Here is a 21,451-nt window from a genome sequence, read left to right on the forward strand (position 1 = left end):
AGGAGGTGTCAGCAACCGGATAGGAGCAAGTCATGACGCATCGGATCATCGTCCTGGGCGCCGGGTACGCCGGCGCGAGCACCGCGGGCCGCCTGGCCAGGCGGCTGCACCGCGACGACGTCGAGATCACCGTCGTCAACGCCGACCCCGATTTCATCGAGCGAGTGCGCCTGCACCAGCTCGCCGGCGGCCAGGACCTCCCCCACCGCCCGCTGCGCGACATGTACGCGGGCACCGGCGTCCTGACCCGGCAGGCGCGGGTCACCGGATTCGACCCCGATCGCGCAACCGTCGACGTCATCGGTGCACACGGCGCCGAAACCCTCGGCTACGACACCCTCGTCTACGCCCTCGGCAGCGTCGCCGCCGATCAGGGGATCCCGGGCGCCGATACACTCACCCACAAGGTCGCGAGCCGGGCGGACGCCCTGCGGCTGCGGGACCGGCTGCGCGAATCCGCACCGGGCACAACGGTATTGATCGTCGGCGCCGGCCTCACCGGTATCGAGACCGCGGCCGAGATCGCCGAGTCGCACCCGGAGCTGCGGGTCGCGATCACCGCGCGCGGCCGGATCGGCGATCGGCTCGGCGACAAGGCCCGGCGCCACCTGCGCGAGAGCTTCGACCGCCTCGGCATCACCGTCCACGAGCACACCGGTATCGCGCGCGTCGACGCGACCGGTGTGACCACCGCGGCGGACCATCGGATTCCCGCCGAGATCACCGTCTGGACAGCCGGTTTCGCGGTCCACCCGCTCGCGGCCGCCACCACCGTGACGGTCTCGGACACGGGCCGGATCATCGTCGACGAGACCATGCGCTCGATCTCCCATCCCGGCATCTACGCCGTCGGCGACGCCGCCCTCGCCGACGGGGCCGGTGGTGAGCCGCTGCGCATGTCGTGCGCGTCGGGAATTCCCATGGCCTGGCTGGCCGCCGACTCGATCGCCGCGCGGCTCACCGCGCGGCCGGTCCCGGACACCACCATCGGCTACACCGTCCAGTGCATCAGCCTCGGCCGCCGGGACGCGATCATCCAGCGCGTCACCCCGGACGATCGCGCCACCCCGACGGCTCTCACCGGCCGGACCGCCGCCCGGGTCAAGGAGTTCATCTGCGCCGGCGCGGCGTGGAGCGTCGCGCATCCGACGATCCTGCTGCCGACCCGGCGCCGTCGTCTCGTGGCGGGTGAGATCCGGACCACGACCCGGTGAATCGGGCCGCATCACCCACCTGATGCGTGCTTGATATCATATGCTTTCCATATCTTATGGAGTACGATCGGAGGCATGGACACACGGAACTTCCGCAGAATGGTCAACAGCGTCAACAAGGTCATCGTCGGTCTGCAGCGCACCGGGATCGCGTTCGGGCAGATGCAGCTGCTGACCGTGCCGGGCCGGCGCAGCGGGCAGCCGCGCACCTTCGCGATCGCGGTCAATGAACTGGACGGCGAAAAGTACATCTTCCAGGCGTTTCCCAAGGCGGCGTGGGTGGCGAACGTCCGCGCCACGAACACGGTGACACTGAGCCGGGGGCGGAAGTCCGCCCCCGCTCGCCTGGTCGAGATCCCCGTCGAGGACCGGGGTCCGTTGCTGCGCACCCTGGTGGCCACCAGCCCGGCGCGGGTGGCCGAGATCTTCGTGAATTCGGGTCAGGCCGCGGCCGCCTCCGCGGACGCGATGGCGGCCGCGGCAAATCGCATCGCGATATTCCGCGTCGAACCGGCCTGATCCCGAATCCGAGGAGTCGCGATGTCCACCGCACACCTGATCGTCACGCTCGTCGCCATCGGCGCCAACACCTTCTCCGGTATCGCCGCGATCACCCGCTTCGAACCGATCATGCGGGTCCTCACCCCCGCCATGCAGACCGCGGGAGTCCCGCTGACCTGGCTGGTCTTCCCGATCGGCACCCTGAAACTGGCCGGCGCGGCCGGGCTGGCGATCGGCCTGCTCGGCGCGCCGATCGTCGGCACCGCCGCGGCCGCCGGGCTGGTGCTGTATTTCGTCTGCGCGGCCTACAGCCACATCCGGGTCGGCGATTATTCGCCGACATTCTTCGGCGCCGTCGGCGTCTTCCTCCCGCTCGCCGTCGCGAGCCTCGCACTCGACGGTTGACCGCCACGCGGGCCGCGACCACCGGGCCCCGCTTCCGGTCGATCTCGTACGATACGAATATCGAACAATCGGCCGCGTCGGGAGGTGTGAATCCGGTGACGGATCGGATCGCGGGCACGCATCGGCAGTTGACCAATACCGTCAAGGAGGCCCTGCGCGACCTCAATATCCAACTGGCACTGCTCAACCGCCGCTTCGGCGGCAGGGTCGAATTGAAGGACGCCGACTGGACCTGCCTGGACCTGCTCAACCGGCAGGGACAGTTGTCGCCGAAGGAACTCGCCCGCCGCACGGGCCTGCATCCCGCAACCCTCACCGGCGTATTGGACCGGCTCGAACGTGGCGGCTGGGTGGCCCGCGAACGCGACCCCGACTCCCCCGACCGCCGCGCCGTCACCGTCCGCGCACTGCGTGAGCGAAATCCGGAGCTCTACACCATGTTCGCCGGAATGAACCACCGCATGGACGAACTCTGCCGGGACTACAGCGCGGCAGAGCTGGAGGTGATCGCCGACTTCCTGCGCCGCACCGCCGCGGCGGGGCACGACTCCACCGAGGAACTCGCGTAACCGAAAGCGGGACAACGCCCCGAGCCGGTACTCTCGTATCGGGTTGTCGAAAGCTGGGGGTCGGCTGTGGGAATCGAGCTACTGGCCGGATACGCGGTCGCCTATCTGGTCCGGAAACTGCACCGCGTCGGCCGCCGGGCGGACCGGGAGGTCGACCGGGCCCTGGACACCGGCATGGATCGCCTGCACGACCTGATCGGCCGGGTGCTGGGCGACGATCCGGCACTGCGAAAGCTGAAGTCGGAGACCGAATCCGGCACCGAATCCGAGCGGACGATGCAACGCCTGCAACTGGCGATCGAAGCCGCCGCCGAGGCGGATGCCGCCTTCGCCACCGAACTCGAACAGCTCATCGCGCCGCTGCGGGCCGCCGAGGTGCACGCGGAGGGCCAGGGAGTCGCCGCCGGCGGCGACATCTCGGTCCAGGCAACCGATCACGGCGTCGCCGCCGTGACGATCCACGGTTCGGTCTCCACCGGACTCCCTCCGGCGCCGGGTTCGGATCGGGGCTGACCGATCCCGGCGTTGTTCCGGCTCCACACCCCCTCGGCGACACGGGTATTCGCGCCGATCGTGGCGGGATCGCCATCGGCGCACTGTATTACGAACACCGGCTCGAAACGGCGAAGCCGGTCCGGCTGTCCGGCCCCCCGCCCTGGCTGGCCGGCCGGGAACCCCTGCTCACCGAGATCCGCACCCGCTTCGACACCGCCACCGCGCTCCCGCGCACCGTGGCGTTGCACGGCCTCGGCGGGGTCGGGAAAACCAGTGCCGCAACGACCTACGCGCAACGCCACCAGTCGGAGTACGACCTGATCTGGCAGTTCGCGGCGGAGCAGGCGGCGACCCTGTCGGCGGGGATGACCGAACTGTCCACCCTCCTCGGAGTCCGGGACCACCTCGACACCGCCGACCCCGTCGCCCGGGTACACAGCGCACTCGCCACCCGGCCGGGCCCGTGGCTGCTGATCCTCGACAACGTCACCGATGCCGCGACGGTCCTCCCGGCGCTGCCCACGGTCGGCAACGGTCACCTGCTGATCACCTCCCGCTCCGCGCAGTGGCCCCCGGAGGTCGGCCTCGAGGTCGAGATGCTCGACCGCGCCGCCGCCGTCGACTACCTGCTGCAACGCTCCGGCGACGCCGATCCCGGGGCCGCCGACGCGATCGCGGCCGAATTCGGCACCCTCCCGCTCGCGCTCGAACAGGCCGCCGCCTACGTCCGGGCCACCGCCATCGGTCTGGCCCGCTATCTGACCCTGTTACGCGAACGGCGACGGCAGATCTTGAATCGTGGCCGCGCATGGGGTTATGACCGAACGGTGTGGACTACCTGGAACATAGCCTTCGATCGACTCGCGACGGAACAACCCGCGGCCATCGCGCTGCTGCGGCTGCTGGCGTGCTACGCGCCCGCACCCGTGCCCATCCGGCTCCTGCTCGAAACCGGCCTGGCCACAGCCCAACCGGACGAACCGGATCGCGCCCTGGCGGCCCCGCTCCAGGACGAACTCGGACTCGATGACGCGACGGCGGCCCTGCGCGAGTACTCGCTGATCGCGACACCGACCTCCGGAACCCTCACCGTGCACCGCCTGGTCCGTTCCGTGGTGCTGGAACAACTCGACGACCCGGCCCGCGCGGCCTGGCGCCGGATCGCGGCGGCCGCACTGACCGAATCGCTGCCGGGCACACCCGATCAGCGGGCATCGTGGCCGATCTACGCGGCACTGCTCCCGCACGCGCGCCTGCTCCTGGACCAGGAATCCGACGGATTGTTGCAGTTCACCACCTATCTGGAGGCCGCCGGCGACTACGCCACCGCGCTGATCCTGCTGAAGGAGGTGGCCGCGGCCCGCCGCACCGCACTCGGCCCGGACCACCCCGGAACCCTCCAGGCCCTCGACGATCTCGCCTTCGCCATCGGACGTTCCGGCGACCCGGAGGAAGCCCGCCGCCGCATGGAAGCCGTACTCGCCGAACGCATCCGGGTGCAGGGCCGCGACCACCCCGACACCCTGGTCACCTGGGACCGCCTGGTCTTCTGGACCGGCAAGGCCGGTGCCGCCGCGGCGGCCTGCGAGCTGAGCGCACAACTGGTCGCGATCCGCGAACAGATCTCCGGCCCCGAACACCCCGACACCCTCTGGGCGCGAAGCAATCTGGCCTTCCAGATCGGCGACGCGGGCGACCCCCCGGGCGCGCGCGACCACTACGAACCCCTGGTGCCGATCGCGATCCGAGTCTTCGGCCCCGACTCGCACGGCGCACTCGTCATCCGCCGCAACCATATCCACTTCGTGGGCATCGCCGGCGATCCGGCCCGCGCCCGGGACCTCCTGACCACCCTGGTCCCCGACCGCACCGCCCTCTCCGGCCCCGAACACCCCGAAACCCTCCTGGACCGAGTCGGTCTCGCCTTCTGGACCGGCGTCGCCGGCGACCCGGCCACCGCCGCCACCGCCCTGGAGAGTCTGCTCCCCATCCGCGAGCGCGTCCACGGCGCCGACTCCGCCGACGTCCACAAGGACCGCGCCCGCCTCACCTGGTTCCGCTCGGCACCGGCCCCGGGCACTCAGCCGCCGTCCGAATTGTATTGATGCCCAAGCGATCCGGACTACCACCGCAACCGGCCCGCCCGGTGTCCGACCCCATCGGCAGAGTGGACGACATGCTCATCGTCATCGGCGGACTGCCGGGCACCGGAACGACTGTGACAGCTCGAACAATATGTGCCGGTGCGCAATTCGACACCCAGGGCAGCGGACTGAGGTTTCGAGCGCATCCGGCGGACCCGAAATTCGGTCGCGGCACGGCAGCGCGTGTGGCTACCCTCGGATCATCACGGAATGTATGGCAAGGCGGAGGTTCGAATCCGTCGTTCCGAAAGCAATGCCCGCTGGCACAATCGGCAGTTGCGTCCGGTTCTGATCCGGAAGGTTCGAGGTTCGAGTCCTCGGCGGGCAGCTCTGGTATGGGGTAATCGGCAGCCCAGGGTCCTTTGGAGTCCCGAATCCAGGTTCGAGTCCTGGTGCCAGAGCGATATTCCTCGTGACCGCGGCGGCATGGACGAATTCGCCCCGTCGCGGGCCTGACATGCCCCCGGTGGCGGACACTGACACGGTGTCAACGCCGTGACAGCTCGGTGTCAGCGGGTCCCGCGAAAGTCATTCTCATGACGAACAACACCACCACCGCAGCCCCCTCGCACTGGACCGGCATGCTGCCGGTCGACGACACCGCCCTCGCGGTCACCGACACCGGCGGCGCCGGGATCCCGGTGGTCTACCTCAACGGCCAATTCGCCACCCAGGGTTACTGGCGGCGGGTCATCGCCGAGCTCGGCGCCGACTTCCGGCACATCACCTACGACGAGCGGGCCCGCGGCAGGTCGCGGCGCTCGGCGGACTACTCCTTCGAGGTCGCGGTCCGCGATGTCGACGCCGTGCTCGCCGCTCGCGGGGTCGACCGGGCCCTGCTGGTCGGCTGGTCGTACGGAGCCGTCGTCGCGGCGCACTGGGCCGAGCGCAACCCGGGCCGGGCCCTCGGCGCGGTGCTGGTCGACGGCGCCTACCCCTACGACTGGCTCGACGACGCGATGGAGCAGCGCATCCGCACCCTGTTCAAACGCCTGAACTGGGTCATGCCGCTACTGCGGCCCACCGGACTCACCCCGCGGATGTCCGCCGCGCAACAGGCCGAGAGCAATATCGAACTCGGCAAACTGTCCCGCACGGACGCGCTGGGACCGGTTCTCGACGCGATCACCGTCCCGGTCCGCTACGTCGTCGCCTCGGGGACCTCCTTCGGCAGCCGCGGCGACGAGCAGGAACGGATCCGCACCGGCCTGGACGCCGTCTGCGAGCGCAACCCCGGCATCCGCATCAGCGCCAAGGTCGCCGGCAACCACAGCACCATCCTCCGCAAGGACTTCCGTGCGGTCGCCGCCGCCGTCCACGAGGTCACCGACCTGTCCGGCCGCTGACCACCCATTTCCCGCCCACCCGAACATCATTCGACTCCGAGGAGTACATCGTCATGACCGTCACCCTGACCGACCGCGACAAGCTGACCCTGCGTACCGCCGCCTACGGCGCGATCTCACTGTTCGCCGCCGCCGGCACCGCGCCGCACAAGGTCGCCACCGCCGGCTCCATCGCGCTGACCTCCGCCACCGGCGTGGTCGGCCACGTACTCGCCGAGAAGTCCGCGATCGGCGATCTGGGCGGCAAGTCGGTCGCCGAACTCGCCGACCGCGTGCTGCCCGCCCTCACCGCCGCGATGCGCATTCTGCGAGAACAGGATTCGGCGGAGGCCGACAACTTCCGCACCACGATCACGATCGCCCTGGCGGCCGGCGCCGAGCGGGCCACCCCCGCCCCCGCCGCGGCGGCGATGTCCCACAAGATCACCGCGGCCCTCGACGCCGCGTGATCGTGCCCACCGAACGGTCACCGCGCCACCCGCTCGACGAGCGAACCGAAACACACTGCCGCGGTGACCGTTCGACGCGGCCGGGGACGGACGATCCACGCAGTTCAGTGGATTCGGTGTTCGCACTCCTCGAACGCGGTCCCGGCGTCGAAGCAATCGGACAGCCCACTCTGGATGTCACCGCTGGTGGGCGGTTCGCCGCACAGAATCCCGCACCGCTGGTAGTCCGGCGTCGCGGTGCCGTCGGGCTGATGGCAGCCGCCGGCGTCACAGCTGTAGCCCCGGGTGTTCGGATCGTGGGCCAGCGGGCCGTGCGTGTACGACCACACGGATGCGTTCGTTCCCTGGATCGGCGTGCAGTAGACGGCCCGGCCGTTCGCCAGCCGGCCGGAGGCGCCGGGCTGACCGCAGTAGGCGTTCAACTCGACCGTCGGCGCCGCGCCGGAACCACTGCTGCCGGAGGGCAACTGTGCCATCGCCGAGGGTGCCGTGACAGTCGCGAAAATCGCCAGCGCGGCCGCGGCGCCGGCCGCCAGTCGTAGCGCTGTCCGTGACAGTGATCCGGGCATCGGTTCTCCTGATCGAGTAGATATGAGCGGCCGCATCCCGACGACGGCACGGCGAATTCGAACGCTCTGCCCGGCGGTCTGCTCGCGCAGGGCGGCATATCCGCTGTCGGCCATCGCGACTCCTTCCGCCTCGCCGCGCCCGCCGTCGGCGATTCGATCGCCTCGGTACAGGGCCGATGTGCGTCACATCATAACGATGTCCCCGGTCCAGGTCGGGCGATGCGAAGCGAAGCACCAGGCACACCGAGCACACCTCGGCCGTGGCGATGCGAGATCCCCTGAGTTCGTTCGGATTTGCGACAATTCGGTCGGATCCGCATCCGCGGTCCGCACCCGTCGAACTCCGAGCCGGCCGAACGAGGGGCAGTCCCCGGGATATCCCGGTCCGGGTGGGCCCAGGCGGCTCGGGCCGCCATCGGTCCGATTCCGTCGGCGCGCGAACTCTTTCCGGGACATCTCGGTGCCGAAGAGGAAGTTGCCGATGCCGAAGTTGCCGATGCCCCTACCCCATGCCGAAACCCCGCTGCCCGGCCGCGATCCGGCCGATATCCCGATCCTGGCCGGGCCACCCGGTGCACCGGCCGTGACCCCCGCCCTGCTCGATGCCGTGTTCCGGCTGCGCCACGAGGTGTTCGCGCGCCGGCTGCGCTGGCAGGTCGACTCCGTGGACGGGCGCGAACGCGACGAATTCGATGATCTCGCACCACATTACGTCGTCACCCTCGGCCCGGACGGGCAGGTGACCGGCTGCTGCCGGTTGCTGCCGACCGAGGGCCCGTACATGCTCCGCGACGTCTTCGCGGCCGCCCTCGGTGGGCGGACGGCGCCGTGCTCGCCCGATATCTGGGAGATCTCGCGGTTCTGCGTCTCGCCGGGGCAGCCGTTCGCGGGGGGCACAGCTGGGGCCGATCGCGACCGCGCTGCTCACCGGCGCGCTGGATTACGCTGCGGCACAGCACGTGTCCACGCTGCTGGCCTTCTCGCATCTCGCCGTGGAGCGCAAGGCCGCGGCGACCGGATTTCCCGTCGTCCGCCTGGCGCCCCCGATCACGATCGAGTCCGAACTCTGTACGGCCTATACGATCCCGGCCGTGCGCCGCGGGTAGGTCATCGCCACCTCCCGGCGAAGGACACCGGCACCGGACTGGGCTGCTCGATCGCCGAATAGGCCATCGGCCGAGCCAGCGGATCGTCGATCACCGGCAGTATCACGGTCGGTTCGGTGTCCATCGCGGCGTGCAGCCGGAGGTAGAAGGCCTCCAGCGACCCGTAGCGAACCGTAACCTCCTCCGCGAAACGGAATATCGCCTTGCGCGACCCCATTCCCGTTCTCCCTCATCCCATTCCGGCACCGCACGACTCATGTACGGCCCCGCACCGAACACGAGCGAGGAAGCGCCGATGTGGAACGCGGGCCTCCCGCCCCGGACAATGCCGCTGCCCCGAGGGGGACTGCCCACCCGCAAACCCTCGGGTGCAGCGGCATCCGTCACTCTAGTGCGCGAGTATCCGCCGATGGCAAATTTTGGGCGAGTCCTGTGGAACGATCCCGCGATTCCCGCCATTTCGGGCAATTCCGTTGGCGTGCTTGGGAACAAGCCGGACGAAAGCTCCCGCGCGCCTACCGCCGGAACCGTACCGGCGTCACCGCGAATGCCGATCAGCGATGCCACGGCAACCGACCGGCCCCGCATCCCGGCGGATCGGGATGCGAGATGGGCCGAACAGCACAGTGCGCCTGCGGTTTTCGACGAGGGTATCGCAGGATCAGCGGCCCACGGCGCCACAGCCGCGACCCGGCGCCGAGAGTGAGCAGCAGCGCCGCGGCGGTCGGCACGAACTAGCCGCGCGGGCTCGCGGCGGCGATCGGCCGCCCGGATTCGATCCGCCCCAGCCCGCCGATTCCCGCCGGATCCGCCTGCGCCGCAGCCCATCCCGCATCGGCCGGATCCAGCGCGCTGCGCAGATATGCCAGCGTGAGGCGCTGGATCGCGGCGACCCGGTCCGGATTCTCGTCCGTGGTCTCGGTGACGGCGTAGCCGCTGATCCCGCCCAGCGAGTGTTCCGCGCCGAACAGGGTGAGCAGGCCCGCGGCGCCGGGGCTCAGATGATAGGCGTCGGTGAACCAGTCCGGGCCGCGCACGCTGAGCTGCGACCGGTCGGCGTCGCCCGCGACCACCAGGGCAGGGGTGGTCATCCGGGCGAAGTCCGGGCTCATGAACGGGAAGTTCTCGGCGGCGAACGGGGACAGGTCGGCGCCGCCGGTTCCCGGCACGGCCAGCAGCACACCGGCCCGGATCCGGGAATCCGCGACGGACTCGCCGGGCACGCCGACGGCGTCGAGTACGCGCGCGCCGAGCAGCATGCTCACCGTCTGCGCGCCCCAGGAGTGCCCCGCGGCGGCGATGCGGTCGCGATCCATCCGTCCGGCCAGACCGGGTACGGCGGCCTCGACGAGGTCCAGGTGGTCGAGGATCGCCGTGAGGTCATCGACCCGGATCCGCCAGATGTCCGGATAACGGGGGTCGTCGGGGCCGATGCCGAGCGTCGCCGAGTCGAGGTGGGTGGGCTGCACGACGACGAATCCGCCGGCCGCCCAGTAGTCGGCCAGGGGCGCGTAGCTGTCCAGGGACTGACCGAAGCCGTGCGAGAACAACAGGACCGGCAGGCCGGTGCCGGTGACCGGGGCCGAGATCCGGACCCGCAACTCGGTGCCGCGGCCGGGGGCGGGCAGCGATACCGGGCGCACCGAGACGATCACGTCGTCGGGCTGGTTCATGGGTGTTTCTCCTCGAGCGGGAATATGTGAGTCGTCCGTGTCCCCGATGCCGGGGCCCGGATGTGAGAACCTTGAAGCGGAACCATGTTCCGAAATCGATAATACGGAACAAGGTTCCGCTTCATCGACGGTGTGACGGAGGTAACACGGCGGTGGCCGAGACGGACGGTGGCACGACCGGGGCGCGCGCCCGCAAGCGGGTCGACGCCCGCCGCAACGACGAAACCCTGCTGCAGGCGGCGGCAGCGGCGTTCGTGGCCTCCGGCGTCGACGCGCCGGTGCGCGATATCGCGGCCCGCGCCGGTGTCGGCGTCGGCACGATCTATCGCGCCTTCCCGACCCGGGCCGAGCTGATCGTCGCCGTCTACCGGCACCAGGTCGAGGAGTGCGCCGCGGCCGGCCCGGCGCTGCTGGCCGCCGGCGGCTCCCCGTATGCCGCGCTGGTGCGGTGGATCGATCTCTTCGTGGACTTCCTCGTCACCAAACACGGTCTCGCCGCGGCACTGCACTCCGACGACGCCACCTTCGCCGATCTGCACCACTGGTTCCTCGAACGCCTGGTGCCGGTCTGCGCCGAACTGCTCGAGGCCGCCGCCGCGGCCGATGAGATCGGTTCCGGCACAACGGCCTTCGAACTCATGTACGCGGTCGGCAATCTCTGCGTGGGCGTCGGCCGCGATCCGCGCTACGACGTCCGCCGCGTGGTGGCCCTGTTGCTGGCCGGGCTGCGCCACGACCCGGCCGGCCCCGGCACGTAGACCGGCAGCGAAAGGAGCACCGGCGCAGCGTCTTCGGCGTCACCGGCTGATCCGTCGCGGCACCGCCACCGTGGCGAGCTTGTCCGGATTGCGGATGGCGTAGAAGGTGGCGATCCTGCCGTCGGCGATCTCCATCAGATAGAGGCCCTCGAGGTGATCGCCGAGGTACGCGGCCAGCGCGGGCGTGTTGTTGTACGCGACCATCTCGATCCGGAGATCGGGCATGGTCCGCGACTTCTCGAACAGGCCGGTGAGGTAGCGGGCCACCTGCTGTGCGCCGATCACGGGGCGGCGCACCGTGATCGCCTTACCGCCGCTGTCGGCGATCCAGGTGGCGTCCGGCGCCAGCAACGCCAGTAGCCCCCGGGTGTCGCCGGTGGTGGCGGCCGTCGTGAACTGCTCGGTGATCCGGGCGATCCGAGCCGCGTCGCCGGGGTCGCAGCGCCTGCGCCGCGCCTGCACATGCCCCCGCGCGCGGTGCGCCACCTGCCGGACGGTCGTCACGGATTTGCCCACCGCCGAGGCGATGTCGTCGTAGCCGAAGCCGAACACCTCGCGCAGCACGAACACCGCGCGCTCGTCCGGGGTGAGCGTCTCGAGCACCACCAGCATCGCCATCGACACCGATTCGGCCAGCACCGTATCGGCCGACGCGTCGTGCTCGTCGATCAGCAGGGGTTCGGGCAGCCACGGGCCGATGTAGTCCTCCCGGCGCCGGGCGCCGGCCCGCAGGGCGTTGAGCGCCTGCCGGGTCACCAGCCGGGCCAGATACGACCGGGTGTCGCGCACCGCCGCCAGATCCACGGTGGCCCAGCGCAGATAGCTGTCCTGCAGCACATCGTCGGATTCGGTTGCCGAGCCGAGTATTTCGTAGACGATCGTGAACAGCAGCGGGCGCAGCAGGGTGAACCGCTCGGCGTGGTCGTCGGCGATCATGCGGTGACCGAGGCCGGCCGGGTGGGACGCGGGCCACCCTTCACCCATGCCATGGCGCCCGGTTTACGCGCCTCCCGGCGGATCTTGCCGACCGCGAGGGTGGCGGTCATCTCCTTGATCCGCGCGCCGAGGCGGCCGCCGAGGTAGAAGTTCACCGCGGTGTCGTCCTTGCGGGCGAGCTGCCGGATACCCGCGCGGCGGCCGAGGCTCACACAGGTCCCGATCAGGGCCAGGTCGATCGCCGCCGGCTCGGTTCCGGCGATGTGGCCGAGCACGGTCTCGGCGGCCTGCGCGCCGAGCGCGCCCGCGGCCTGGGAGCACATCCGCAGCGGCGCCCCCGACGGCGCGGCGGCGTCGCCGGTCGCCACGATGCGGTCGTCGTCGACGCTGGTCAGCGTCTCGTCGGTGAGCAACCGGCCGAGGTCGTCGGTGCGCAGTCCGCTGGCCGCCGCCAGCCGCGGCACGCCGAAACCGGCCGCCCAGACGGTGAGCGCACTCGGACGCGTCTCGCCGCCGGTGAGAACCACTGCCGCCGAACGCACTTCGCACACCCGTTCCGACTCGAGCACGGTGACCCCGTGCCGCGCCAGCCAGGTCGCGACATATCGGCGGCCGGGCGGATTCATCGCGGGCAACAGGGTTCCCCCGCACACGAGCGTGACGTCACGCCCTCGTTCGGCCAGTTCGGCGGCCGTCTCGACGCCGGTCGGACCGCCACCGACCACCGTGATCGGAGCGTCGAGCGGCAGCTCCCACAGCCGGGTGCGCAGCCGCTGCGCCGACTCGAATTCCGCGACGGTACAGGCAAATTCGGCGCAACCCGGAACGGTCGGCACCGCTGCGGTGCTGCCGACCGCATAGATCAGATGGTCGTAGTCCAGTATCCCGCCGGAGGCCAGTCGCACCGTGCGGGTGGCGGTCTCGATGCGGGTCACGCTGTCCACGACCAGTTCGACGCCCGGCCCGAGCAGGGTGTCGTACGCGACGGTCGCCTCCCCGGTACCGGCGACGAACTGGTGCAACCGCACCCGATCGACGAACATCGGGCGTGGATTGATCAGCGTGACAACCACATCGGTCCGCTTCCGCAGATGATTGGCCGCGAGGGTGCCCGCATATCCCCCGCCGACGACGATGATCCGGTGCATGGTGTGTTCGGTCATACCCCAGAGACACCGCCGGGCCCCGGAACATGACACGCCCGGATGTGATGTGCGCCACCCGGCGGATCGGCCGGCCGCCGGTCCGATCCGCTCGGCACCGAGGATGCGCGGCCCGGTGACCTGGCCGAGTCGGGGGTCGCACGGGTCGTGCGGGCCCGGTGAGGTAAGCTACGCGTAACACGATGGTTCGCTGAGCTGTCACTGCAGCGCGCTTCCTACGGCGATCGATTTTGCCCTCCGGCAATCTCGCCCTCTCGTGCCCCCGGCGCGGGCCCGCGTCCGCGGCCGGCGGTGGCACCACCCGATGCCCGAAAGGCACTACCCACAGACATGTATTCCGATTCCCCGTCGTTCGCCGTGCTCGGCGTTCGCGCACCCCTGGTCCGAGCCCTCGAACGCACGGGTATCACCGCTCCGTTCCCGATCCAAGCCGACACCCTGCCCGATTCGCTGGCCGGCCGGGACCTGCTCGGCCGCGGCCGCACCGGCAGCGGTAAGACGCTCGCCTTCGCCATCCCGATGATCGACCGCCTCGCCGAGGCCGAACGGGCCGCACCGAACCGACCGGCCGGACTCGTCCTGGCCCCGACCCGCGAACTGGCCGTCCAGATCGCCACCGCGATGGAGCCGCTGGCCGCCGAGTTCGGGATGACCGTCGCCACCGTCTTCGGCGGGGTGCCGCAGCAGCGGCAGGTGCGCGCGCTGCGGCGCGGCGTCGACATCGTCGTCGCCTGCCCGGGCCGGCTCGAGGATCTCATCGGGCAGCGGCTGGTGTCGCTGGACTCGGTCGCGATCACCGTGATCGACGAGGCCGACCACATGGCCGACCTCGGCTTCCTGCCCGCCGTCACCCGGATCCTGACGGCCACCCCGGCGGGCGGTCAGCGCCTGCTGTTCTCGGCAACGCTGGACAAGAGCGTCAACCGGCTGGTCACCCGGTTCCTGCCGAATGCGGTCCGGCATTCGGCGGGCGAGGCGGATGTGCCGGTCGCCACCATGACCCACCACGTCCTCGAGACGGCCGACGCCACCACCAAGAAGGTGCTGGTGCATCGCCTCGCGTCCGGCTCCGGCCGCCGAATCCTGTTCACCCGCACCAAACATCAGGCCCGCAAGCTGGCGAAGCAGTTGACCGCGGCGGGTATTCCGGCCGTGGATCTGCACGGCAACCTCGCCCAGAACGCGCGCGACCGGAACCTGGCGATGTTCGCCGCGGGTACCGCGCGGGTGCTGGTGGCCACCGACGTCGCGGCCCGCGGCGTGCATGTGGAGAACGTCGAACTGGTCGTGCACGTCGACCCGCCCGCGGAACACAAGGCGTACCTGCACCGTTCGGGCCGCACCGCGCGCGCCGGCGGCACCGGCGACGTCGTCACGCTGATGCTGCCCGCCGAGCGCGGCGATGTCACGGCGTTGCTGCGCAAGGCCGGGATCGATGCCGCGCCCCAACGGGTTCCGGCCGATTCGCCGGTGGTGACGCGCCTCGTGGGCGAGGTCGCCCCGCTCGTCGCCGTCGCGCCGGCCGCCGCGGCGGAGCCGGCCCCGGCCCAGCGTCCGGCCCGCGCCAAGCAGAACGGACAGAACGGCGGTACGCGCGCCGGTAACGCGGGTAACCGATCGAACGGTTCCCGTCGCCGGTCCGAGGGCGACGCTCCCACCGGCCGGCGGCGCACCGAGAACACCGGTCAGCGCCGTGCCGAGGGCGGCGGTTCCGCCGGTCGGCGGCATACCGAGGACACCGGCACGCGGCGGATCGAGGGCGGCGGTTCCGCCCCGGGGCGGCGTACCGGCGCCGCGGGTCAGCAGCGCGCCGAGGGCAGCGCCGCCACCGGCCGGCGCGGCACTCGCGGGCACGGCGGCGGTGTCGTCCCCGCGGGCAGTACCGGTGGCCGCGCGGGATTCTCGCGCAGCGCCGCCAAGGCACGCGGCCGCTAGCACAGCCGGGCAGCCTGCCTGCCGGCACCGGGAGCCCGGGTCGGCAGGCAGGTTCCCGTCCCCCGGGTTACGGTGTGCGCGTTCGTAATACGCCGCCATGAGGAGCTCGGGCATGAACATCGTCCCCCCGTCGACCGCTGACGAATGGCACGGATTCCTCCGGGCCTACAGCACCGAATTTCCCGATTCGCCGTTCATGCGGCGCATGGCGGCCGACGGGCGGGCGGACCAATTCCTCAGCGCCGCACAGAGATCCGCGGGCTGGCTGGGATTCGAACCGGCGAGCGCGGACGACATCGCCGCCGCCGAGCAGCGCCTCGGGGTCCGGCTTCCCCCCGCCTACCGGAACTTCCTGCTGACCAGCAACGGCTGGAACACCATCTCCTATGCCGTCGACCTGCTCCCGATCGCCGAGGTCGGCTGGTTCCCCGACGTGGAGCCCGAGCTGATCCGAGCCTGGGAGGGAACGGAATTGCTCGACGAGTACGGCAGCGTGCTCGAACGATCCCTGGTGGTGTCGATGGACGACGGCGGCGCCGGCCAGTACCTCTTCCTGCACGCCGCCGAGGTCGCCGACGACGGCGAGTGGACCGCCTACGAGTGGTGGCCCGGCGACGGTGAGGACCCGTACCGCTACGCCGGTTTCGGGGTACTGATCGCGGACCTGTGGAAGCAGGCCCGCGAAAATTAGGCCCGCGTCCGCACCCGGCGCAACGCGGTACGTAACCCGTTCCGCCGCAACGGTTTCCGCTCCGACGGCGCGGTCACGCGAAGTTCGGAGGCGGTCTCCGGGGCGTCGTCGCAGGTCGCGCGCAACCAGCGGTTGGGCACGGCCAGTTTGTGCAGGGTGCGCATCGCCAGGAAGTACTGGCGCGGCAGCGAACCGCTGGTATACGGCAGGTCGTACTTCTCGCACAGTTCCCGGACCCGCACGGCCACACCGGCATAGCGGTTGCTGGGCAGCTCCGGGAACAGATGGTGCTCGATCTGATAACACAGATTGCCGCTGAGGAACGCCAGCACCGGCCCCGCGGTGAAGTTCGCGCTGCCCAGCAACTGCCGCAGGTACCACTCGTGCCCGGTCTCCTGCTCGACCACGCCGGGCTTGAATTTCTCTGCGCCGTCGGGGAAATGACCGCAGAAGATCACCATGTGGGCCCAGACGTTGCGCACGATGTTGGCCGTGGCGGTCGCGGTGAGGGTGCGCCGCCAGCGCGGGCCGCTCACCGCCGGGAACAGCACGTAGTCCTTGCCGATTTGGCGAACCGCCTTGCCGAGGAAGGCCTTCGTGTGCGCGGCCCGGCCGGCCGGGCCGCCGCGCTCGAATTCGGCATAGAGCCCGTGCAGCGCTATCCCCCACTCGAAGGTCAAGGCCAGCAGCAGATTCTGCAACGGCTGCAGTGCCATGTACGGCCGCCATTGCTGGTCCCGCGACATCCGCATCACGCCGAAGCCGATGTCGTCGTCCATGCCCAGCACGTTCGTGTACACGTGGTGCCGGTAGTTGTGCGCGTACCGCCACTGCGACGACAGCGCGGCCATATCCCATTCCCAAGTGCTGGAATGGATTTCGGGATCGTTCATCCAATCCCACTGGCCGTGGCAGACGTTGTGGCCGATCTCCATGTTCTCGACGATCTTCGCGACCGCGAGCCCGGCGGTGCCCACCGTCCAGCCGAGCCGGCCGCGGCCGACCGCGATCAGCAGCCGGGCCGCCACATCGAGGGTGCGCTGGAAGGCGATCGTCCGGCGGATGTAGACCGCGTCCCGTGCGCCCCGGGCGTCCAGGACGTCACTGCGGATCGCATCGAGCTCGCTGCCGAGCGCGGCGATCTCGGCGTCACTGAGACGTGCGTATGCCGCGACCTCGGCGATGGCCATGCGTTCCTTCCCACGGTGGTTCGATGTGACAGAGAACCGGCCCGGTGCCTCACAACAGCCCGCCGACATCCGCTCGCCAGGGTAGCAGTACCGCGCGCCCGCGGATGTCTCCGCGATCCAGCCGCTCGAACGCCTCGGGGCCCGCTTCCAGGGGAAACTGTTCCGTTTCCACCCGGATCCGGCCCGCTCGAGCCAGGGCCACCGACGCCAGCAGATCCGATCGGGTACCGCCGTAGGACTTGCGGACGGTGGCGCCCCACGGCAGGCCCGGACCGCCCGCGGGACCGGCGTCGAGCGGGACGGCGCCGCCACCCAGGCCGACGATGCGGTAGGCGCCGTTCGGCGCGACCGATTCGACGGCCAGGCGCGCGGTGGCGTCGGTGCCGACGAAATCGAAGACCGCCTCCGCGCCGCGGCCGCCGGTGAGTTCCAGGATCCGGGCGGCGGTGTCCGGACCGGCCGGCAGACCGAGGTCGGCGCCGCACTGCGCGGCGAGTTCCAGCTTGCCCGAAGCGATGTCGACCGCGATCACCCGAATATCGGCCACCGCCTTCAGGATCTGCACGGCGACATGGCCGAGTCCGCCGATCCCGATGGCGACCGCCGTCGCGCCCGGCCACAGCTGATCCAGGGTGCCCGCGACGGCGTGGTACGGGGTCATCGCGGCATCGGCGAGCGGCGCCGCGGCCACGAAATCCAGATCGTCGATCGGCACGAACGAATTCGCCGGAATCCGAACGTATTCCGCCATCCCGCCGTCGGGCCCCAGGCCCGGACAGGGCGGCATCGCGACCCGGCCGGCGGCCAGGCAGACATTCTCGTTGCCGCGCAGGCATTCCCGGCATTCGCCACAGGACCAGCACAGGTAGACCAGACCGCGCTCGCCCGCGCTGCGGCCGGTGACCTCGGCGCCGACCGCCTCGACGGTGCCGGCGATCTCGTGGCCCATGGTCAGCGGCTCCGCCCGCAACTGGAACGGGAGACTCAGCACGTACGAATCCGAATGGCAGATGCCCACCGCCCCCACCCGCAACAGCAGGTCGCCGGGGCCGATCTCCGGCACCGGCACCTCCCGGATCTCCAGGGTTCCGGGGCCGACCAGTTGCAACGCGCGCATCGTCACGAAATATCTACTCCCTCGGCCGGTTCGGCCATCGCACGCACGCGGGCCAGTACGTCCGGATAGCGGCGCAGATGCGCGCCGCCGTTCAGGTCCAGCGTCGATCCGGTCATCCACCCGGCCCGCGGCGAGGACAGATAGACCACGGCGTCGGCGATCTCCTCGGCCCGCCCGCTGCGGCCGAGCGGGGTGTTCTCGAGGTATTCCTCGGTCAGGCCCGGGACCAGCGAGATCCCGGCCACCAGCGGCGTGTCCACCAGGCCGGGTGAGATGGCGTTGACCCGGATGCCGCGTTCGGCCAGTTCCAGCGCGGCCACCTCGACCAGCATGAGCACACCCGCCTTCGCGGCGCAGTATCCGGCCAGTCCGGTGCCGGGCTGGCGGCCGTTGAGCGAGGCGATGCAGACGATGCTCGCACCGTCGGCGACGTGCCGCCCCGCATGTTTGAGCACCAGGAACGTGCCGGTCAGGCAGACGTCCACGGTGGTACGCCAATTCGACAGGTCCAGATCGACGATCGGGCCGGGCAGCGACAGTCCGGCGCAGTTGACCACCGTCCGCGCACCGGCGGCCGCCTCGAAAACGGCTGCCACGGAGGCCTCGTCGGTGACGTCCAGGACCGCCGCGGTGACCCGGTCGCCGAGTTCGGCCGCGATGCGTTGCGCGCCTTCGACATTCACGTCGGCCAGCACGACCCGGTAGTCCTCGGCCAGCAGCGCCCGCACCGTCGCCAGGCCGATGCCCGAGGCCCCGCCGACCACGACCGCGGTGGGTTCGTCCGTACTCATTTCGTTCCCTCCGTGGTCCCCACCGCCGCCACCGGCGGCTCGACGACATGTCTGCGCAGGAACCGGATCTGGTGGCGCATCGCGGATTCGAAATACGGATTGCCCGCGAACAGGCCGAAGTGGTCGCACGGATAGTGCCGCACCTCGGCCCGCGCCTTGAATCCGGCCTGTGCGGCGGCGTGCGGCGGCGCGGCCCGGTCGAAGTCGGCGATCTGCATCAGCACCGGCGCCTGGATGCGATCGGCGTGCCGATCGGCGCGGAAACCGCCCAGTTCCAGCCCGACCGCGGCGTCGACCTCGTTGCGCCAGGTGGGGCCGGCCAGCGCGAGATAGTCCTCGTAGTAGCCCGGCGCGGTGAGCGCCGCATCGGAACCGGGCCGGCCGACCAGCGGGATCATCGTCGGACGGCCGCCGAACCGGCCCGCGAACCCACTGCGCGCCGCGGTCACCGCGGAGCGGGCCAGTGCGGCGGATCCGTTCTGCGCCAACGCGACCCGGCCCGCGGCCGGACCGCTGACCAGCGGCACCAGCGCGACGACGGCACGGATGTCGCTGCGCTCGGCGGCGATGGACAGCACGTGCCCGGCCCCCATCGAGATACCCCACAGCACGATCCGGCCGGGATCGACGCCGGGCTGCCGGGCGGCCGTGGCGACGGCCGCGCGATAGTCGTCGATCTGGCCGGCGACCGAAACACGCTGCCGTGGTTCACCTTCCGAGGCGCCGAAGCCGCGGTAGTCGAAGGCGAGGGCCGCCAGGCCCGCCTCCCGCAGGGCACGGGCGAACGGAACCAGCCCGGAATCCTTGGTACCGCCGAAACCGTGCGCCATCACCACGGCGGGCACCCCGCCCGGCCGCGGCTCCGGCGCGAAGAACCAGGCGTCGCAGGTGGTTCCGTGGCTGGTGAAGGACAGTTGCCGATAGTCTGCGTCGGTCATCGGCGGACTCCCGTCTCGGTGGCGGCGACCTCGGCCCAGCGCGGGGCGCCCTGGGCCCGGGCCCGGCGCGCGCCGGTCGGTATCTCGCGGGTCCGCATATCGTGTTCGTAGATGAAGTAGTCGACCTGCTGGGTGTGCCGCGGCCGGTCCAGCATGTGCCCGGTGTAGCGCTGCTGATCGGCGACGATGACGCGGCGCATCTCGTTCTCGGACGGCAGCCGGTAGTGGCCGACCGCGTACGCGCCGATGAGCCGCGCCTGACATTCGACGAACGGGAACAGGGTCGGCGTGGACTGCGCGAAACCGGCGAACACCAGATCGTCGATGCCGGGCAGGAACATTCGCTTGTAGAGGTCGATCCGGTTGTCCGGGGCGCTGATGAAGTCCGGGTCGAAGAACGGGAAGGTGATGTTGTAACCCGTTGCATAGACGGCGATGTCGAAGTCGGCACCGGTGCCGTCGGTGAAATGCGCTGTGCGGCCGTCGAAACGGGCGATGTCCGGCTTCGGGATCACGTCCCCGGACCCCAGCCGCAGCGGCAGTTCGACCGACTGGGTCGGATGTGCCTCGAAGAGTTTGTGATTCGGGGTGGGCAGGCCGTAGTTCTCCGGTCGCCCGGAGGTCAGGGGATGGCCCCACTGCACGAGTTTGCGCTGCCAGGACAGCGGCAGATACGGCGTGGTGCGGTAGTACTTGTCCGCGGGCCGGCCCGCGATGTACTTCGGCACGATCCAGGCCCCGGAGCGCGTCGACAGGGTCAGGGTGTTGCCCAGCGCCTTCGAGGACAGTTCGACCGCGATGTCGGCGGCGCTGTTGCCGAGGCCGACCACGAGGATGCGCTTGTTCCGGAAGTCCAACGGAGTGGCCGGATCGATGTAGTGGTGCGCGTGCAGCGTCTCGCCGGTGAATTCGCCCGGGAATTCGGGATATCGCGGATCCCAGTGATGCCCGTTGGCCACCACCAGCAGGTCGAAGTGCCGCACCTCGCCGCGCTGGGTCTCGAGCTCCCAGCCGCCTCCGGGCAGCCGGCGCGCGGCGGTGACACCGTTGCGGAATTCGATGGCGCCGCCGAGATCGAAAGCGTCGCAATAGGAATCGAGGTACTGCTTGATCTGGGTGTGGTGCGGGAAGTCGGGATAGTCCGCGGGCATCGGGAAGTCGCGGAACGAGAGCCGATGCTTCGAGGTGTCGATGTGCAGCGATCGGTACGCGCTGCTGTGCCCGTTGGGATTGCCGAACGCCCAGTTACCGCCCACGCGGTCGGAGGACTCGAAGCAGACGTACGGGACACCGTAGTCCGCGAGCATCTTGCTCGCGGTCAGGCCACTGATTCCGGCGCCGATCACCGCGGTGCGCGGTTGATACATCCATGGATCCTTTCCACGCTGTAGACAGGTTTGAAAATCTGTCTACTGGGGCCAGGATGGCAGATACCGTCGGTCATCGACAGGTTTTCGCGAA

22 protein-coding genes, 1 tRNA gene and 1 pseudogene are annotated in these 21,451 nt (G+C 70.3%); 14 read left to right on the forward strand and 10 right to left on the reverse strand.

Annotated features, from left to right (window positions below; all coding sequences use genetic code 11):
• The first annotated feature begins 32 nt into the window (after positions 1-32).
• The 9 genes from G361_RS0121035 (at position 33) to G361_RS0121075 (ending at position 7,123) form a co-directional block, all read left to right on the forward strand.
• A complete protein-coding gene (locus tag G361_RS0121035; protein WP_019929085.1) occupies positions 33-1,214 on the forward strand; it encodes an NAD(P)/FAD-dependent oxidoreductase in 1,182 nt (393 codons plus the stop codon).
• A 75-nt stretch (positions 1,215-1,289) separates the two neighbouring features.
• A complete protein-coding gene (locus G361_RS0121040; RefSeq protein WP_019929086.1) occupies positions 1,290-1,733 on the forward strand; it encodes a nitroreductase/quinone reductase family protein in 444 nt (147 codons plus the stop codon).
• A 21-nt stretch (positions 1,734-1,754) separates the two neighbouring features.
• Positions 1,755-2,120 carry a DoxX family protein gene (locus G361_RS0121045; RefSeq protein WP_019929087.1) on the forward strand — a complete coding sequence of 122 codons (366 nt, stop codon included), beginning with the start codon at positions 1,755-1,757 and terminating at the stop codon, positions 2,118-2,120.
• Positions 2,121-2,215: 95 nt separating this feature from the next.
• A complete protein-coding gene (locus tag G361_RS0121050; protein WP_052172849.1) occupies positions 2,216-2,689 on the forward strand; it encodes a MarR family winged helix-turn-helix transcriptional regulator in 474 nt (157 codons plus the stop codon).
• Positions 2,690-2,755: 66 nt separating this feature from the next.
• Positions 2,756-3,202 carry a hypothetical protein gene (locus G361_RS44345; RefSeq protein WP_019929089.1) on the forward strand — a complete coding sequence of 149 codons (447 nt, stop codon included), beginning with the start codon at positions 2,756-2,758 and terminating at the stop codon, positions 3,200-3,202.
• A 218-nt stretch (positions 3,203-3,420) separates the two neighbouring features.
• On the forward strand, positions 3,421-5,289 hold the full coding sequence (locus tag G361_RS44350; RefSeq protein WP_019929090.1) for a tetratricopeptide repeat protein: 1,869 nt from the start codon (positions 3,421-3,423) through the stop codon (positions 5,287-5,289).
• Between the two features lie 293 nt (positions 5,290-5,582).
• Positions 5,583-5,656: transfer RNA gene (locus G361_RS0121065), tRNA-Gln, on the forward strand.
• 208 nt (positions 5,657-5,864) lie between these two features.
• Positions 5,865-6,674 (forward strand): alpha/beta hydrolase, encoded by an 810-nt coding sequence (locus G361_RS0121070; protein ID WP_019929091.1) that lies wholly within the window; start codon positions 5,865-5,867, stop codon positions 6,672-6,674.
• 53 nt (positions 6,675-6,727) lie between these two features.
• Complete coding sequence (locus tag G361_RS0121075) at positions 6,728-7,123, forward strand: hypothetical protein (protein WP_019929092.1); 396 nt, start codon at positions 6,728-6,730, stop codon at positions 7,121-7,123.
• 104 nt (positions 7,124-7,227) lie between these two features.
• On the opposite strand, the gene G361_RS0121080 is transcribed toward G361_RS0121075, so the two are convergent.
• Positions 7,228-7,806, reverse strand: coding sequence for a hypothetical protein (locus tag G361_RS0121080; protein ID WP_196814521.1), 579 nt, complete (start codon positions 7,804-7,806; stop codon positions 7,228-7,230).
• A gap of 382 nt (positions 7,807-8,188) precedes the next feature.
• On the opposite strand from G361_RS0121080, the pseudogene G361_RS51860 reads away from it, so the two are divergent.
• Together G361_RS51860 and G361_RS51030 are read left to right on the forward strand one after the other, a co-directional pair.
• Positions 8,189-8,554 (forward strand): annotated as a pseudogene (locus G361_RS51860) (acyl-homoserine-lactone synthase); the annotation flags it as partial.
• Positions 8,555-8,651: 97 nt separating this feature from the next.
• On the forward strand, positions 8,652-8,798 hold the full coding sequence (locus tag G361_RS51030) for a hypothetical protein (protein ID WP_019929096.1): 147 nt from the start codon (positions 8,652-8,654) through the stop codon (positions 8,796-8,798).
• Between the two features lies 1 nt (position 8,799).
• On the opposite strand, the gene G361_RS0121100 is transcribed toward G361_RS51030, so the two are convergent.
• Both G361_RS0121100 and G361_RS0121105 read right to left on the reverse strand, forming a co-directional pair.
• The gene (locus G361_RS0121100) at positions 8,800-9,015 is read right to left on the reverse strand and encodes a hypothetical protein (protein WP_019929097.1); all 216 of its coding nucleotides are present in this window, start codon (positions 9,013-9,015) and stop codon (positions 8,800-8,802) included.
• Between the two features lie 517 nt (positions 9,016-9,532).
• Positions 9,533-10,471, reverse strand: a complete 939-nt coding sequence (locus G361_RS0121105) for a hypothetical protein (protein WP_019929098.1) — start codon at positions 10,469-10,471, stop codon at positions 9,533-9,535.
• 152 nt (positions 10,472-10,623) lie between these two features.
• Between G361_RS0121105 and G361_RS0121110 the strand changes: the two genes are divergently transcribed.
• Entirely contained in the window at positions 10,624-11,229 is a 606-nt protein-coding gene (locus tag G361_RS0121110) for a TetR/AcrR family transcriptional regulator (RefSeq protein WP_019929099.1), read from the forward strand.
• Positions 11,230-11,268: 39 nt separating this feature from the next.
• Here the strand turns inward: G361_RS0121110 and sigJ are convergent, their stop codons facing one another.
• Together sigJ and G361_RS0121120 are read right to left on the reverse strand one after the other, a co-directional pair.
• A complete protein-coding gene (gene sigJ / locus G361_RS0121115; protein ID WP_019929100.1) occupies positions 11,269-12,165 on the reverse strand; it encodes an RNA polymerase sigma factor SigJ in 897 nt (298 codons plus the stop codon).
• On the reverse strand, positions 12,162-13,328 hold the full coding sequence (locus G361_RS0121120) for an NAD(P)/FAD-dependent oxidoreductase (protein WP_019929101.1): 1,167 nt from the start codon (positions 13,326-13,328) through the stop codon (positions 12,162-12,164). The genes sigJ and G361_RS0121120 overlap by 4 nt, the downstream gene beginning before the upstream one ends.
• A gap of 330 nt (positions 13,329-13,658) precedes the next feature.
• Between G361_RS0121120 and G361_RS44355 the strand changes: the two genes are divergently transcribed.
• Entirely contained in the window at positions 13,659-15,263 is a 1,605-nt protein-coding gene (locus G361_RS44355; RefSeq protein ID WP_019929102.1) for a DEAD/DEAH box helicase, read from the forward strand.
• A 112-nt stretch (positions 15,264-15,375) separates the two neighbouring features.
• Positions 15,376-15,954, forward strand: coding sequence for an SMI1/KNR4 family protein (locus G361_RS0121130; RefSeq protein WP_019929103.1), 579 nt, complete (start codon positions 15,376-15,378; stop codon positions 15,952-15,954).
• Here G361_RS0121130 and G361_RS0121135 read toward each other — a convergent pair.
• The 5 genes from G361_RS0121135 to G361_RS0121155 are packed head-to-tail and all read right to left on the reverse strand — an operon-like array spanning position 15,951 to position 21,357.
• Complete coding sequence (locus G361_RS0121135; RefSeq protein WP_019929104.1) at positions 15,951-17,144, reverse strand: fatty acid desaturase; 1,194 nt, start codon at positions 17,142-17,144, stop codon at positions 15,951-15,953. The genes G361_RS0121130 and G361_RS0121135 overlap by 4 nt on opposite strands.
• Positions 17,145-17,193: 49 nt before the next feature.
• The gene (locus tag G361_RS0121140) at positions 17,194-18,261 is read right to left on the reverse strand and encodes an NAD(P)-dependent alcohol dehydrogenase (RefSeq protein ID WP_026343310.1); all 1,068 of its coding nucleotides are present in this window, start codon (positions 18,259-18,261) and stop codon (positions 17,194-17,196) included.
• Between the two features lie 2 nt (positions 18,262-18,263).
• A complete protein-coding gene (locus tag G361_RS0121145; RefSeq protein ID WP_019929106.1) occupies positions 18,264-19,052 on the reverse strand; it encodes an SDR family NAD(P)-dependent oxidoreductase in 789 nt (262 codons plus the stop codon).
• Positions 19,049-19,990, reverse strand: a complete 942-nt coding sequence (locus tag G361_RS0121150; protein WP_019929107.1) for an alpha/beta fold hydrolase — start codon at positions 19,988-19,990, stop codon at positions 19,049-19,051. Before G361_RS0121150 ends, G361_RS0121145 begins: the two co-directional genes overlap by 4 nt.
• Positions 19,987-21,357, reverse strand: a complete 1,371-nt coding sequence (locus G361_RS0121155; protein WP_019929108.1) for an NAD(P)/FAD-dependent oxidoreductase — start codon at positions 21,355-21,357, stop codon at positions 19,987-19,989. The genes G361_RS0121150 and G361_RS0121155 overlap by 4 nt, the downstream gene beginning before the upstream one ends.
• Positions 21,358-21,451 lie beyond the last annotated feature (94 nt).

It is taken from the genome of Nocardia sp. BMG111209 (genome assembly GCF_000381925.1).
Lineage (GTDB): Bacteria > Actinomycetota > Actinomycetes > Mycobacteriales > Mycobacteriaceae > Nocardia.

Bases quoted from the DNA above. Each gene is read 5' to 3' on its own strand.
- G361_RS0121035 (WP_019929085.1), top strand. From the start codon at position 33: ATGACGCATCGGATCATCGTCCTGGGCGCCGGGTACGCCGGCGCGAGC.
- G361_RS0121040 (WP_019929086.1), top strand. From the start codon at position 1,290: ATGGACACACGGAACTTCCGCAGAATGGTCAACAGCGTCAACAAGGTC.
- G361_RS0121045 (WP_019929087.1), top strand. From the start codon at position 1,755: ATGTCCACCGCACACCTGATCGTCACGCTCGTCGCCATCGGCGCCAAC.
- G361_RS0121070 (WP_019929091.1), top strand. From the start codon at position 5,865: ATGACGAACAACACCACCACCGCAGCCCCCTCGCACTGGACCGGCATG.
- G361_RS0121075 (WP_019929092.1), top strand. From the start codon at position 6,728: ATGACCGTCACCCTGACCGACCGCGACAAGCTGACCCTGCGTACCGCC.
- G361_RS0121080 (WP_196814521.1), bottom strand. From the start codon at position 7,806: ATGGCCGACAGCGGATATGCCGCCCTGCGCGAGCAGACCGCCGGGCAG.
- G361_RS0121100 (WP_019929097.1), bottom strand. From the start codon at position 9,015: ATGGGGTCGCGCAAGGCGATATTCCGTTTCGCGGAGGAGGTTACGGTT.
- G361_RS0121105 (WP_019929098.1), bottom strand. From the start codon at position 10,471: ATGAACCAGCCCGACGACGTGATCGTCTCGGTGCGCCCGGTATCGCTG.
- sigJ (WP_019929100.1), bottom strand. From the start codon at position 12,165: ATGATCGCCGACGACCACGCCGAGCGGTTCACCCTGCTGCGCCCGCTG.
- G361_RS0121120 (WP_019929101.1), bottom strand. From the start codon at position 13,328: ATGACCGAACACACCATGCACCGGATCATCGTCGTCGGCGGGGGATAT.
- G361_RS44355 (WP_019929102.1), top strand. From the start codon at position 13,659: ATGTATTCCGATTCCCCGTCGTTCGCCGTGCTCGGCGTTCGCGCACCC.
- G361_RS0121130 (WP_019929103.1), top strand. From the start codon at position 15,376: ATGAACATCGTCCCCCCGTCGACCGCTGACGAATGGCACGGATTCCTC.
- G361_RS0121135 (WP_019929104.1), bottom strand. From the start codon at position 17,144: ATGGCCATCGCCGAGGTCGCGGCATACGCACGTCTCAGTGACGCCGAG.
- G361_RS0121140 (WP_026343310.1), bottom strand. From the start codon at position 18,261: ATGCGCGCGTTGCAACTGGTCGGCCCCGGAACCCTGGAGATCCGGGAG.
- G361_RS0121145 (WP_019929106.1), bottom strand. From the start codon at position 19,052: ATGAGTACGGACGAACCCACCGCGGTCGTGGTCGGCGGGGCCTCGGGC.
- G361_RS0121150 (WP_019929107.1), bottom strand. From the start codon at position 19,990: ATGACCGACGCAGACTATCGGCAACTGTCCTTCACCAGCCACGGAACC.
- G361_RS0121155 (WP_019929108.1), bottom strand. From the start codon at position 21,357: ATGTATCAACCGCGCACCGCGGTGATCGGCGCCGGAATCAGTGGCCTG.